The sequence below is a fragment of the Halovivax cerinus genome (assembly GCF_024498195.1).
Classification (GTDB): domain Archaea; phylum Halobacteriota; class Halobacteria; order Halobacteriales; family Natrialbaceae; genus Halovivax; species Halovivax cerinus.
The window spans coordinates 1,423,175-1,437,680 of sequence record NZ_CP101824.1 but is presented as its reverse complement, the minus strand read 5'-3'; the positions used below and the strand labels follow the sequence as shown (position 1 = coordinate 1,437,680).

Sequence of the window (14,506 nt, the reverse complement as noted above, 5' to 3'; positions counted from 1 at the left end):
AACCGACTACAGAATCGGACAGTCATAATTCGTTCGCTCGATCGTACATCGTTCCGTTTTCAGCCAACCGCTCGATCACGTTACACGCCTGCTGGGTCGCGTTGGGTGCAAAGTAGTACTCTCGGTCGAACGACCCGCCCTCCCCTCCGAGTGCGGACGCGAGTTCGTCTACAGACGTGACCATAGACGCTGCTCCCTCGTCGATCAGCGGCTCCAAGACATCGGAACCCGGACAGTCGTAAACGAACGTTTCCAGACCAAACGCTAGTCCCTCGTAGACGGCCGTCGATCCGACCCCAATTTGGGCGCTCGACTCAGCGAACAGCCTGTACAGCTGGCGATCCGAGCTGTCGACAATCTCGAAGTTCGCGTCGAGCAGCCAGGGGTACTCGTCCTTCCAGCGATCGTACTCGCCCGGGTGGAGTTTGTACACGATATCGTAGTCGACATCCGGATGGCGATCGACCTCCATCGCGAACTTCGACAGTTGCTCGCCGATTGTCCCTTGGGAGATGAACAGGAACTGGTCGCTAGTCTCGTCGTCGGTGTAGCGATCGAGCGAGTTCTCCAAGTGAGGATAGCCGACGGGGATCACCCGTTCGTCTGGGATGGGGAACTCAATGTGCTCACCCCAGAACTCCCCGAACGTGAGGAGGTAGTCCGGAAACATTTCCTTGGTTCGAGGTGCCGGAAACGAGTAGCCGTAGTGGTGTTCGTAGATGACACCGTGCTGGAGTTCGACGACAGGAATGTTCTGGTCTTTACAGGCCTCGATCAGCGTTTCCTTGCCGTAGCTACAGACAAGGACCACGATCGACGGCCTTGTCCGTTCTATCACCCGTTTGTACAACCTGAGAAGGGTGGTTCGTTTATGGAGGGTTTCCCTAGTGATCGACCCAACATTGACAGTGGCGTCGAATTCACGCTTAATCGCTCGTGAGATACTATTCAACCGGGTATCAATTTTTGTCGTCAACGTCGGTTTTCCTACCCCAAGGAGCCGTTGAGCATCCCCGATAAATTTAACCATATCAAGGTAGCGCATATTCTCCGTTGGTACTGGAGAACGATGTTCAAGCGAATAGGGTAACTCCAGATGGAGGGAGTCCGTGTCGAGTTTTTGGTGAATTGGGTCGGTGTATATGTCCCACCATCGTCCGTCTTCAAGTTGTTTTCGTCTCGGAGAGCCGACGATTACGATATCCGATTGGTCAGCGAGTAGTGGGTTCTTGTGGACGATATTTTTCGCCAGTAATCTGGCGGCTTTCGTGTACGAAGCGTATCCCTCGGCCGCATTCGAATGGGCCTGTCCAAGGCCGTGCTTTCGTTTAATTTCGTTTGCTACCTTCACGCGTATTCGCTCCCAAACGGGAACACCGTCCACCGTGAGATCGTAGAGTGATTGGTCGAGTTCGAAATCAAAGAATTGCTCGTGGTCGAGATTCATCTACGACGGTTGGGTATTGGATAGCGTAGGTATAACAATGCCTATGTCTACCTGCTCTGTAGGGCGTCTCCTGTCCCACTACCAATGGTCAACGCTCAATTCAAAATGGAGAATTGACTAGCATACTTCCACTATAGCCACTCTTCCGGTTTTTGGACAGCGTTCAATCCGATTGATGACGAGACGATACCAGCGTGAGTCACGACGAACGGATTTACTGAACCTTGCTCCAAAGCGGAGTGCGCTTCGACGCTTCTGACTACATACTTCAGAACGAGTTCCCGGAACTGGCCGTACCAAGTTCGAGTACGGACTATCTAGCCATATTTTCGCCGGGGTTCAAAAAATGCCGATTCGACGTTCGAGTGTTGGTTGTAGATAGCATTATCAATCAAAGTTTTCGCGCGACGCCGATACAACCAAATTCGCAGTGCTTGATCAGCGGCTCCACACCGTCTGAAAGGAGTATCTTGCGTAATAACCATCAGTTGTAGCCTTTATCCCCGTGAGGCTATTCACCTTGTTTTGGTTTCGTTTCGGCACTTTCCAACCGGAATGAGAGTCATGCGATCGTTTAATGGACCAGTTAAAATCAAGGGGCAGATTATTTTTGCATGTGATCAAGACGGCCGTCTTATCCGCCCGAAACCCGTGTAATTCGTCTGTTTCGCGTAGTGCTGGCTGACAGAGATGCGATCCATACCAGTCGCGTCAAACGCCTGGCTCTCACCGGTGTCGTGCAGCTCCGCCGAAAGTCGTAGGAGGACGCACCAGATCGGCATTTTGAGTCGTAGATACCGCGCACAGGTGGTTAGTGAAATCGGGCAGATAAGACAGTACTAGACCGAGAATGTCGGAAATTTTGGCAGCTCGGATAGACCATCCATGAGGCGCCGTTACGGGTGATTATGATACTCGCGAAAGCCGTGAAACGTAACAATCACCCAGTCAGCGTAGCCGCCTTCACCGGGATGAAACGCCGGAGCCCACTCTCCAGCGACAACTTATTGGCGAGCGAAACGAATAATTCGGTGAAGCGGGCGATCTTCAATTGCACAACCGAACCGTCCCGCTTCACTCCCTGCTACATTCGAAAAGTAGCATCTCTTGCTAGAACCCTACGACTTACTAGTGGCGGTTCCTCCGTCGCGGTTCGGACGTCTAAACAGAGCCGAATTCAGTCCCCGGAGAGAAGGTAGATAACTCGGAATCCATTCAGACGTATAATTTGACCGATCTAGAATCGCATTCCCCACACATGTGCCCCAACTTCGATCGAATAAGGGAATAGTTCGTGTTCGAAACGGGGAAATTGATAGTGATAGGATCTATCCCCTCGATAAATGTATACATATAAAGTAATATATAGTCAAATGGAATATATTTCCTAAAATTCTTAGTGATTCGTGAATAGAATCTGAATTCCGGTGAAAAGATGGAGACGCTTAATAGAGAGGGATCACAAATTGAGGAGGGATGAAAATATTGTATCATTCTCCCCGTGAATCGTTTAACGTCAAGAAGGGGTCAGGAAAGAGACCCTATGAGATGTTTCGATCGTTGAAGGGGCTAGGCCACGATGTTGACATAATTCAAGGAAGGGGCAAGAATAGGTTAAGAAAAGTATTTGGAGAGAGTATGGAATGGGACAAATATGATTTTTGCTATTCAGAACCTCCCTCCTCCCCGATTCATCCATTGTATGATTATCCATTTCTCTACAAGATTCGGAAACACGACGTACCCCTAGCAGTTTTTTATCGAGACACATATTGGAAATTCGCAGACCATTTCTCTAAGGATGGAGTTAAGAAATACGTATTTAGAGCGGCACATTTTGCTGAAGTCGACCTATACACAAAACTAGCCGATATAGTCTATTTTCCGAGTGAATATTCATTAGAGCTGTCGTTAAAAGCTGCGACTCGAGACGTATTATGGCCTGGCTGTAATAAACAGAATCCAATAGAACGAGAGGAAGTGAGCGATATAATATACGTTGGTGGTATTTCGGAGAGATATGGGATACATAACCTAGTTGGTATGATGAGGGAGTTAGAAAATAATGATATTGTTCTGCACCTGGTCTGTAGGGAAGGAGAATATGAAAGATTAAATGACAAAACAAGTAACGCCATCGAAAGTCTCCCAATTTACGTTTATCATGAGTCGGGCGAAGGGCTAGAACCAATATATAATAAAAGTGATATAGGTATCATACCTTTTAGAGACACATATTACAACAATATGGCCATGCCGGTAAAATTGTTCGAATATATGTCTTTTGGGCTACCGGTCGTCTCAACTAAATGTAAGACGATCGCAAGATTTGTCGAGAATAACGGCTGTGGAGTCATTTGTAGAGACGATCCAGTTGAGTTGGCCGAGGGAGTCATGTCACTGATGCATGATTTGGGTAAAGTTAACACGATTTCCAAAAATTCCATTGAAACTGCCAAACGTAACACCTGGGAAGATCGAGCCGCCGAAGTGTGTGCTTTTTTTAGTTAAAATAGAACGTTATGAATCTAGCAATTCACGTGTTAAACTGCATCTGTAATTTCACGGTGGTACATTGAAAACGACCAGAGAACTAACAAGAGCAGATCTGAATCACGGGTCGTTTTACAAACCAACCCTTTAACGAGAATATGGCAATACTTAACCGCGTCTATTATTACACCATATTAGGAAGATTCGCCCAATGAGACTCTGGACGAGGTTCAACACAAACCGTCACAAATCCCTCGCAATGGTATCTATTTCTGCGGGCATCCTTGGTTTAATGCTGTCGGTTTTCATATCTAATCCATTCGCTAAGATATATCCCTTGGCGGCTCTTAGTGGAGGAATATTCTCAGTATTTACTGCAAATAGAAATTGGATACAGAAACTGCCTGCCACCCCATTCGATTGGCGATTGTCCATGCTAGGGTTTCTATTCGGGGTAGGAACCCTGACACTTGTATATCGCCTAGGAGGGTTCACTCGATCGGTTTGGGTGATAGGGCTTACTATTGTACTATACTGCATATCGCTATTCGTAATCTTATCTAGAAAACCTCTTCTCGGTATCAGTTTCGCTCTAATAAGCGGCCTTCTCCATCGAGCAACGATCCACTTCTCCAGCCCGTATCCGTTTGGGAGTGACGGCCACTATCACTTCCGGCATACACAAGAATTGATCACCACTGGAGCACTCGATCAAGTATTTGCTACGTCGAAGTACTATTATGCGCCAGCGTACCACGAAATACTAGCATCGGTCGCACACGTCACAGGGTTAGATGTACAGGAGATTTTCTTTCTATCTGTCACTTTTTTGTATACTGTTGTTCCCCCCCTGGTCATATTCGCTCTAATTCAACGGACGTACGGAGCACCGATGCTCGGGAGTCTCGGTGGATTACTCTATATCACAGCCGATTTTACACTGGGTTGGAGCGTGTTCCAAAGCACAACAACTATTGGAATGGTGTTCTTCACTCTCGCGGTTTACGGAACCCACCGGTTTTTAGTAACAGATTCAAAACGTATGCTCGGAGTTGCATTGATTTGTTATTTGATGGTCCTATTAACGCACCAGTCTACGGGGTGGATCACACTCATGGCTTTAGTTGCAATCCTGGCAGCAGACTATCACCGTGAACGGCGCTTCCATATAATTGGGTACCTCATGATTCTTGGCGTAAGTCTCGTTCAATTCTGGCGGATAACCCGGTACAGCGGCCCGGAAGGTGACGCTCCGGATGTCGTGTCAAGCCTGGTAATGCAACTGATACCGCTGCTGTCCCAAATCGGGTTCCGCTCTTCAGGAGGAGGAGGGGGAGAAACGCTTCCCGAAGGTCTTAACGTCGCTACCTCCGTCGCGGGTGGATTGACCCCTATTCACGTTGTTGGCTCAGCAGTGTTATTCGGATTAGCAGCTGTCGGTGTTATTCGGCACCTCGGACATCGGTGGGACCAATTTGGAGTCCAGTTCACGGCCCTCATCGGGATTCTTTATCTATTTGCCTTCGGTGGTCCACTATTCAATATAGACTTCTTTTTCCCAATGAGATGGTTTCAGTTCATTTCATTTGCCCTCGCACCGTTTGCTGCGATCGGGCTTCGCGAAGTTTTCACAGAAGACATCATTGGCCGCGTCGCACTACCAGCCTTGATCTTATTCTGTGGCGTCTGGTTTGCCATCATGGCAGTCGGATTTATAGGCGCGGTCGACGGACCGATCGCAGATGATGCGCATTCGGCTCAACGCTACGCCGCCAACGATAACGAGTACGCGATGTACGAGTTTGTCGACGCTTATGGAGATGATTCGTCGATAATCGCCGATGGCCGTGCATCAACGATCATCCGCCGATACTACGATAATCCGAATTCCTCAATGTTGACTATTAACCACTCGAGGAACAAGGTACAATTGCAAAGTGGGAGTCAGCTAGTTATCGAAAGGCCATATCTCTACTCTGGAAATGCTCTGTACCAACTCAAAACAACAAATGCCCGGTTCACAGTATTTGGAAAAGTACCTCAGGTTTCATTTGGTTGTGATGTAAACATGGTTTATAAGAATGGAGAAAGTTACAATATTTATCAAAAACACAACCGGTGTGTTGGATGAATTTCTGAATTGGTTGTGTCTATCGTAGTGCACGGTTATACACATCTAAAATTGATTGAGCCATCTTTTCGGTGCTACACTGGTCTTCAACCTTACTGCGAGCGTCTGCGTTTCCTCCATACTTTAATGCCTGTTTCAAGCACCTGACTATCTCCGTTTTATTGTCACAAACGAAGGATCCGGGGACATTATCCAATGTTTCTGCCACAAATCCGACATCGGTTGAGACGATCGGCTGGTTACAAAGTGCTGCTTCCTTAATCACCATAGGACCACTCTCTCGTTCAGAGGTTATCAGAATGACATCACTTGCGTTCATGTATACTGGCATATCTTCATGAGGAACGCCAGATACAGTCTTAAGAACAACATCCGAATCTAAGCTAGATACCGCCTCTTCAGCAAGGGAATAACGTTTCACCTTCCTTGACTTTGGATATGGGAAAAGAACTATGTCATCGTATTGACTCCAGCCTAATTGATCCCTAGCTTCGCTTGTGTCCATTGGCTTAAAAATAGTTTTGTCAACACCGAATGGAATGACTGAATGGGAAACTGATAGATACGGCGACATTGCAGAGGATGGTACTATCACTTCATCTGCAATCCGGCCACAAATTCTGCTTAGAGTTGTATGTTTTTCCATTAATTCTGATCCCCAAAAGGTGACTACCACCGGGCATCGAATTTGTGAAAGTGCCATTGGTGCCACTTTTGCATTATTGGCGTGAATTATATCATATTCATCCTCCAAGTTACCATATAATCTTGGCCATATTTTCAAATAGTCTAATACCGATCTGTCATACCCAATATTGTCAACCTTATTTGTTTCTTTATATGGTGATATAGTTTTTGTATCACATCCAAATCTATTCAGTGCTTCGACCTGTGACTGATAAAATGGCGCATATTTATTTGTAGTCAGGGAAAGGATATTCAATTCATTCATTATAATCGGCCAATATTTTTGCGATTTTTACCGACGCGTCGCCACTCCCATATGGATCTCCTTTTCTTCCAGGAGACCAACTTTTATTTAAAAATTTGACAATCTCGGGGGCGGATACGCCAACTAGTTTGTTCCATCCAGATGTGACTGTTTCTTTCCATTCTGTCTCATCCCTCAGCGTAACACAAGGTGTATCCAAATAAAAAGCCTCCTTTTGAACTCCCCCGGAATCGGTCACAACTCGCTCTGCACCGTCCAGCAGTCGAACGAAATCTAAGTATCCGACGGGGTCAATAACTTCAAGTTCGGAGGTTGCACGGTGCCAAAGATCGTACGATTTCAATCGATCCTCGGTCCGGGGGTGAACAGGTAACACGACATCACGTGGTGCCGCCGAAAGGCCATCAAGAATAGCCTCAAGACGATCTCGTTCATCAGTGTTGCTCGCCCGATGGACTGTCGATAGGAAAAACTCACCCTCCTCGACGCCGAGTTGAGTGAGCACATCCGACTCTTCCTTGGCAACGTCTCGTGCCCACAAAATCGCGTCGTACATCACGTCTCCGGTGACGTGAACCCCCTCCGTGATACCCTCCTCGGCTAACGTTTCCGCCGCTGAGTCACTAGGAGCGAACAAGAGATCCGACGCGTGATCAGTAAGAACCCGGTTGATTTCCTCGGGCATCTCTCGGTTATGGCTACGCAGACCAGCTTCGACGTGGGCAACGATGGGATCTACTTTCGCCGCCGCAATCGCTCCAGCGAGCGTTGAGTTCGTATCGCCGTAGAGCAACACAACGTCGGGCGCTTCGGTTTCGATCAGCCCTTCTATCCCCTCGAGCATTGCTGCGGTCTGTGTTCCGTGCGAACTCGAACCGACACCGAGGTTGTAATCGGGTTCTGGAATCCCCAGTTCCTCGAAGAAAACGTCGGAGAGTTCCTCGTCGTAGTGTTGGCCCGTATGAACGAGGATTTCCTCGTGCGATTTCCGTAGCTCACGAGAAACGGCGAAGGCTTTGATAAATTGCGGCCTAGCACCGACTATAGAAAGTACTTTCAACTTGATACGGAACTAGCCCCGTTGCCAAGTAAGCGTTATCATTCTGGCTAGAATTCCCCGCCATTTCGTTAGATGATAAGATAGAGTTGGAGAGAGTACCAGAACATCTAAGGGCAGTGTCGGCTGACCGTCCAAGAGTATGCTGTCCGACATTGATATCGTATTCCTGGCCAATTCTTCATCTAATAAGAGCAAAGAAGTGCTCGAATGCTTTTCTTCGGAGTGGGCATTTGAGAACACCTGTGTGAAGGTGGTGACCGATGCACGTTCTGGGAAGGCAGTGTCAGCAGCACGAGATTTAACCTTCCCTATCTCCGTCTGCGACGATCCGAGTGAGGTTGGGACTACGATCAATGAAGTCACAGATAAAGTGTCAGGGTGCGACTATCTCATTTCAATAGGATGGTCGCATAGAGTTCCGGACGAAGCATTAGCCATCCCAGAGACCGCGGCGCTCAATGTCCACAGTTCCTATCTACCTCGCTACCGAGGACTGAGCGTTCATCGAGCGCAATGGGCCAATGCCGAAGCGGAAGGAGGAGTGACAGTACACGAGATGACGTCAGAGTTCGATGAAGGGGATATCATCGCTCAACAGAAGTATCGGATTGGACTGTTCGAAACCCCTCTCGATATGGTTACTACGATAGGAGAACTGGCAGCGGCATTAACTCGAGAGGCGATATTATTGCTTGAGATGGGGTATACTGGAGAGGAACAAAAAGGGGAGGGAAACTATTACAGTTTACTGCCTTGGAGCACCGTGTTGAAATACGGAATCGTCAACCACGTCCTTCGATTGCTCCGAACGAATAGACGTGTAAGGGTTCCTTCCGGACAAAATTGAAATCCCTTGTTATTGGACTGCATCTACAGTAATACGATCTAAATCGTATCGAGTGAGCTATTGACTAGGCGTCGAACAATTAGGATGATGGCATACAATACCGGCAACGGATCACGGATTGACCCCTCCGCAAATACAACGTGTTCAGAGTCAATTGAACGCTTCCACTTCCTGATGCCGCCAGCCCATTCGGGATACGCCCACCGATAATACAGAAATACGTTCAGAAGGTCTTCTGTGGCTTTCACCCACTTTACCGATCCGTCAGGAACTGAACTCTCCGAATAACTCACAGGATCGCGTCCACTCAAGTCCCGATACGCCATCCACGGGAGGCTGACGTCACAGGCCGGCGTAATACCGATCCACGACCAGCTCCGGGGATTGACTTCGATCAGGTAGTACTCTCCCGTCTCAACGTCTCGTTTGTACTCGAATTCGGCGATGCCCGTGTAGGATAGCTCATCACAGATCGACTTCGCCTCGTCAATGAGCTGCTCTGGAACGGACTCAGCTTGCCCAACTTTACAGTCGCCGATATCTGGAGGATAGCCCCGCACCTTTCGACCCGTGAAGACGCCTTTGACGACTCCGTCGTTCGCATAGACACCGACAGTGTACATCGAGTCCGACATGCCCCGCACATACTCCTGGAAGGCAAACTCCTCAGCCAATATCGGGTACGAATCGAGAAAGTCATCCAGTTCAGATTTGCTTTCGAATACCTCGAGGCGAAACTTCTCGTACAATTTCGTCTTTTCCCGGAGTTCCTCGTCATCCACGGAACTTTCGTCGGTGTTTGAACCGGTTAGCCAGTTTACGAACGAGACGAGTTTTGATCGGAACATCATATCCGGGGCATAGCGAGCATCACCCGGCTTCGCTGCAAGGGGAAACGCGTCGTCCGATACGTTTTGAACGGATGTCCCATCCCACGTTCGCGGAACTGGATACGTCCGTTCCGCAGCCCAATCGCCAAAGTCCCGCTTGTTGAGCAGGAGATCGACCGTTTCTCCATCGGCTACACACGGGCGGTAGTGCTCAGATAGAGTGTTCTTATTAGCGGCAATTGCACTCGCCCAATGGTCGTTCGCCGGGATGAGTACCGGCTTATCGTCGAATTCTGTGCAAAGTTCCTCAAGGTATTCGATGAATGCTTCCTCGTCCGTTGTTGGGTTAGGACACTTATGGAAGGTCGCGTACTTGCTCGTCGTACCAATATTCCTGAAGCTATCCAGTGCGTGAACGTCTACCCCATGACGGCCGAGTTCCTGAATTATACTGAGACCGTTGTATGCGCAATTACAGACGATGGCAGTCATTGTGCCCCGATCGGAGAAAGTAGGGCAATCAATACACTAATGGGACCGATCCGAATAGTCATCTAGTAACCTGGTTGCAGATGAATAGACATATTTGCTTCGTTGGCGATTTATTCGCAGGCGGGACCCTTCTATACGACGAACCTTCGGATCTGGTGAATTCATCAACATATCACGATGCAGATCTTAGAATTGCTAACCTCGAACACCCGATCGGTATCGGCGAGCCGATCGAGCAAAAATCAACTCTCCACGCACCCCCTGACGCGATAGAGTACCTCAAAGAGCTACGTGTAGATGCGGTGTGCTTGGCAAATAACCACGTCCAAGATCTCGGTTCCGACGCAATCGGTGAAACAATCACCCGTCTTCAAGCTGCTGGCATCGATTGTTTTGGTGCAGGATGTTCGATTCGAGAAGCTTCCGAACCGTATCGCGTAGCTGATGGCCTCGTTTTACTCGGATATTGCGCCTATGATTCACCTTCCCTCAACAAGATACAGGTAGCTACCGATGAGACGCCAGGAGTGAATCCCCTCTCTGAGCAAAAGGTAAAAGACGACCTCCGAAAACTCGATTCAGACACTCAAGCTATCTTGTTTGTTCATTGGGGAATCGAAAATACGTGGATCCCCCCGAACGATTGCATTCAGTTAGCACATAATCTCCTAGATCTCCCCCAAGTGGCAGGAATAATCGGTGGTCACCCACATAGAATACAGGGATATACAGCTCAGGGGGCCAATCGGGCGTATTTTTCCCTAGGGAATTTCCTCTTTCCCGACTTCGATATGCAACCACCAGTTTCCGTAGCGTACCAAACAGCCGAAGATGAGGTATGTTATAAGACGAAACGATATCATCCCGTTACTAAAATTACGAGAAAACGCTGGTCGGCTGCTGCACGAACATCTTTGCTCGTCTCCTACGATGCTCAACAGCAAGCATTCGATCATACCCCAGTATATCAAACGACCGGTCGCGGGGACGTCCAGGAAGTAACAGGTGTAAAAAATCACCTAGTCCATGACTGGTTATCCGTTTCTAGTTGGGTTATAGAGAGACATCCACTACTGAGGCGGTTCGCGTTAGGAGCTAATCTCTTGGTATACAATCTGTGGAACGTTCTGGGGATACTCCTATTTTTACTCAAGCAAAACGGTGTTCGGTGGATGGTGAAATTTCTGCGTACAGCTATCCGAGCGAAGATCGATTCAGATATCGACGCAAACAAGCGCTTATACGAGTTCTTTTCTGACTAACGGACCCGTTCTAGAATCGCTGACACGATATCTTCGGTTATATCGGAAGTTTCCTCGATTAAGTTGGCACGCCGTTCGGACCACTCTCGTGGCGCATCTTCGTCCGCGGCTAATTCCATGATTCTATCTAGTGCGTCGTTCTCGTTTGGGGTAGAATACATGAGCTTATACGTTTCTTCAAGTTCAATAAAGTTGGACATGTCATCGTCCCCGGCAAACGAGTTCGATCGAACGGTAGGTGTCCCGAGAATAGCTGCCTCGGTAGCCATTGTTTGGGAATCCCCGACATACAGATCTGCATAGTATAGGGCGTGGTGGATTACGCTCGGCGGCAACGGAAGTCTATATTGTTCGAATTCACCCGGCAATTCACTTTCACTTGTGATGTATACATCCCCCAGATCACTCAGGTACTCCACCATACGCTGTTTCGTCGAACGCGATAGTCCAGATTGGTCCTCATCGTGATACGCCTCCCATGAAATGAATCGGAGAACAAAGAAACGTGACTCGGGATCGATCCCATGAGCAGATAGCAGTTCTGGCTTCGGTTCAAAACGATCGGGATGGAGATACGAGAGCTCAAAGTACCCGTTGAGACGACAATGCGATTCACCAAAATCCCAATTCAGAGATTTGGGAGTACAAATGAGATCGGCGAACGGGTACGAGGTCTTCTGAACTGCCTGTTGTACGACTGATCCAGCAGAAGAGACGTCGCTATCGCTAAATAGGATAACTGGGCATCTAAACAGAGATGCCGTATGAACCGCAACGGGATTAGGACGGCTCACGATGACGTCCGGGGAAAACTTCCTCGCAACATTGACCATTTTTGCGCCCCTAATTGCCCACTCCGTCGCTAGAGATACTAGCCCAGATCCTTGGCTCGTAAGCGGCTGGTGGTCGAGATCGTATTCATCTAACAATTCGACCGTCACATCCTTCTCCCTCGACGTCACCAAGCAATTGTGGCCCAACTCTTCAAGTTCCCAGATAGGGTGTTTGAAAAAATGGACGTGTGCAGGGTGGTTTACGTCAAATAGTATATTCATCGTACGAGGTTGAGCATCCGCTTACCAACGTTCGTTACAGCGTCCTTCGAGTACTCCGTTACGTATTCGGGCGTAGTTTCCGCCCAGCGATTTGGGTGAGACAGCAAACAAAGACCGGGGACGCGTGCTTCAGCAACCAGTTCGATCAATTCCGCAGTCCCATCGGCACTTACTGTTTTACTGCTCTCCCCGACCGGATGATCTTTCACCTTCAAATCTCCATCCTCCCACGTCCGACCAGTGTCGGAAAAGTACGTCACGTCGACGAAGTCCATCGAGAGGTATGCTTCACCGAGTAGCCCGTACTCGTCGAACCCACGATCGCCGGTCCACATGTCACGGTTGTCGTGCGCCGTCAACGGGTTCCCGTGCATACACACCGTATCGATCGTTGCGTGTTCTCGAAGTCGTTCAAGGTGCGTCGCGAACGACGCGTGCGCCTCTGCAACGTTTCCGTCAACCCGATCCATATCCTCGTAGTGGTAGCCGATTTCGTGCCCGAGATCCTCGATCTCTCGAATCAGCTCCGGCTGAAACGTCTTGTCGATCGTTCTGAAGTAGTACGTACTCGGGATATCGTACTCGGCTTCGAGCCGAGCCATCGCCAGCGAGTTCTCCGGCTTTCGATCGACGTCGTGGCGGTGGATGATGAACCGCTCGGGTAGCGCGTCCGAGTCCAGGTACTCCCGCACGGTGATGTGCTCGTAGCCTGCGTCCAGTCCCGCCTGCAGTAGCTCCTCGTAGATCTCGTACGTAAAGTCTCTAGTCACGCACCTGCACCTCTTTCGGCTCGTTGACCTGCATGTCGAACAGCATGGCGAACATGATGAACATGCTGCCCATGGTGAACAGCATGAGACTCGACGTCGCCCGAATGAATAGCGGGTTGTTCATCACGACCTTCTGGTACACCGACCACATCCCGCCGAGCGCACCGAGGGTTGCCGTCAGCCCGCCGAGCAAGTAAAACAGCGCCAGGGGGTGGAAATCCAGCACCATGTACTTCACTTTCAGCCGCCAGAGGAAGTTCCCGAGCAGCATTCCCGAGACCTTCCGGATGTACGTGGAGTACTCGATGCTCGACTCCTCGTCGCCGTACACCGCCGGCATGGCCACGTCCGCGACCCGCATCCCCTTGGCGTTCAGCTTCACCAGCAAGTCGTTGCAGTAGCCGTAGTACTCGTACATGTCCTCGATACCGACGTTCTCCAGGGCGTAGCGAGAGATGGCCGTGTAGCCGTTCTGCGGGTCCATCGTCTTCCAGTAGCCCGACGAGATCTTCGTCAGGAACGTCAGGATGGAGTTGCCGAAGAAGCGCCACGTCGACATCCCCTCGCGGAAGTCCTTGTACAAAAGTCGGTTGCCCTTCGCGTAGTCGGCGCGGTCCTCGACGATCGGGTCGAGGAACTTGTAGAGAATGTCGGGGTCCATCTGGCCGTCGCCGCCCATGACGGCCGTCACGTCGATCTCGTCCGAGAGCGCGCGAAGGTAGCCGGTCTTGATCGCGCCGCCGACCCCGCGATTTTCCTCGTGCTGGATGGGGACGATTCGGTCGTCGAACACCGACACCTCCTCCAGCGAGTCAGGGGCAAGCTGCACGTCGGCCGCTCCGGGAGTCATCGTCATCCCGCCGTCCGTCTCGACGTCGCCGTCGGTCCGGGCGTCCGTGTCGGCCGTCCGACTTCCCTCGTCCGACCGACTCCCACCGTCGGCCATCGCCTCGGCCTCGTGGTAGTGCAGCGTCACGGACTCGTCGTTCACTCGCTCGGCGGTCTCCCGGATCTCGTCCCAGGTGCCGTCGGTCGAGCAGTCGTCGACGACGTACGCCCGGTCGACGTACGCCGGCAGCGTCTCGATCACCTCGCCGACGAACCCCTCCTCGTTGTAGGCGGGGACGACGACGCCGATCGTGTGATCCCTGTACATGTCTCAGTCTT

Annotated in this window: 11 protein-coding genes and 1 pseudogene; 4 read left to right on the top strand and 8 right to left on the bottom strand. The window is 49.9% G+C overall.

All coding sequences use genetic code 11. The features are described from left to right. Positions 1 to 22: 22 nt before the first annotated feature. Both NO366_RS06545 and NO366_RS06540 read right to left on the bottom strand, forming a co-directional pair. Entirely contained in the window at positions 23 to 1,447 is a 1,425-nt protein-coding gene (locus tag NO366_RS06545; RefSeq protein ID WP_256533520.1) for a glycosyltransferase family protein, read from the bottom strand. Between the two features lie 245 nt (positions 1,448 to 1,692). After that, positions 1,693 to 2,525 (bottom strand): annotated as a pseudogene (locus NO366_RS06540) (transposase); the annotation flags it as partial. 398 nt (positions 2,526 to 2,923) lie between these two features. On the opposite strand from NO366_RS06540, the gene NO366_RS06535 reads away from it, so the two are divergent. Further along, positions 2,924 to 3,958: a glycosyltransferase gene (locus tag NO366_RS06535; RefSeq protein ID WP_256533519.1), complete on the top strand. Its 1,035-nt coding sequence runs from the start codon at positions 2,924 to 2,926 to the stop codon at positions 3,956 to 3,958. An 874-nt stretch (positions 3,959 to 4,832) separates the two neighbouring features. Then, on the top strand, positions 4,833 to 6,071 hold the full coding sequence (locus NO366_RS06530) for a hypothetical protein (protein ID WP_256533518.1): 1,239 nt from the start codon (positions 4,833 to 4,835) through the stop codon (positions 6,069 to 6,071). Positions 6,072 to 6,090: 19 nt separating this feature from the next. Here NO366_RS06530 and NO366_RS06525 read toward each other — a convergent pair whose 3' ends face one another. After that, positions 6,091 to 7,023, bottom strand: coding sequence for a glycosyltransferase (locus NO366_RS06525; RefSeq protein WP_256533517.1), 933 nt, complete (start codon positions 7,021 to 7,023; stop codon positions 6,091 to 6,093). After that, on the bottom strand, positions 7,016 to 8,083 hold the full coding sequence (gene wecB, locus NO366_RS06520; protein ID WP_256533516.1) for a non-hydrolyzing UDP-N-acetylglucosamine 2-epimerase: 1,068 nt from the start codon (positions 8,081 to 8,083) through the stop codon (positions 7,016 to 7,018). Before wecB ends, NO366_RS06525 begins: the two co-directional genes overlap by 8 nt. Before the next feature lie 139 nt (positions 8,084 to 8,222). On the opposite strand from wecB, the gene NO366_RS06515 reads away from it, so the two are divergent. After that, on the top strand, positions 8,223 to 8,930 hold the full coding sequence (locus NO366_RS06515) for a formyl transferase (protein ID WP_256533515.1): 708 nt from the start codon (positions 8,223 to 8,225) through the stop codon (positions 8,928 to 8,930). A gap of 38 nt (positions 8,931 to 8,968) precedes the next feature. Here the strand turns inward: NO366_RS06515 and NO366_RS06510 are convergent, their stop codons facing one another. Further along, positions 8,969 to 10,252, bottom strand: a complete 1,284-nt coding sequence (locus tag NO366_RS06510) for a carboxylate--amine ligase (protein ID WP_256533514.1) — start codon at positions 10,250 to 10,252, stop codon at positions 8,969 to 8,971. A 155-nt stretch (positions 10,253 to 10,407) separates the two neighbouring features. On the opposite strand from NO366_RS06510, the gene NO366_RS06505 reads away from it, so the two are divergent. Next, entirely contained in the window at positions 10,408 to 11,514 is a 1,107-nt protein-coding gene (locus NO366_RS06505; protein WP_256533513.1) for a CapA family protein, read from the top strand. Here NO366_RS06505 and NO366_RS06500 read toward each other — a convergent pair. From NO366_RS06500 to NO366_RS06490, 3 genes are read right to left on the bottom strand one after another with little or no spacing between them, the layout of a single operon-like run. Then, complete coding sequence (locus NO366_RS06500; protein ID WP_256533512.1) at positions 11,511 to 12,569, bottom strand: DUF354 domain-containing protein; 1,059 nt, start codon at positions 12,567 to 12,569, stop codon at positions 11,511 to 11,513. The two genes, NO366_RS06505 and NO366_RS06500, sit on opposite strands and share 4 nt — an antisense overlap. After that, complete coding sequence (locus tag NO366_RS06495) at positions 12,566 to 13,339, bottom strand: polysaccharide deacetylase family protein (RefSeq protein WP_256533511.1); 774 nt, start codon at positions 13,337 to 13,339, stop codon at positions 12,566 to 12,568. The genes NO366_RS06500 and NO366_RS06495 overlap by 4 nt, the downstream gene beginning before the upstream one ends. Then, a complete protein-coding gene (locus NO366_RS06490) occupies positions 13,332 to 14,495 on the bottom strand; it encodes a glycosyltransferase family 2 protein (RefSeq protein ID WP_256533510.1) in 1,164 nt (387 codons plus the stop codon). Before NO366_RS06490 ends, NO366_RS06495 begins: the two co-directional genes overlap by 8 nt. Positions 14,496 to 14,506 lie beyond the last annotated feature (11 nt).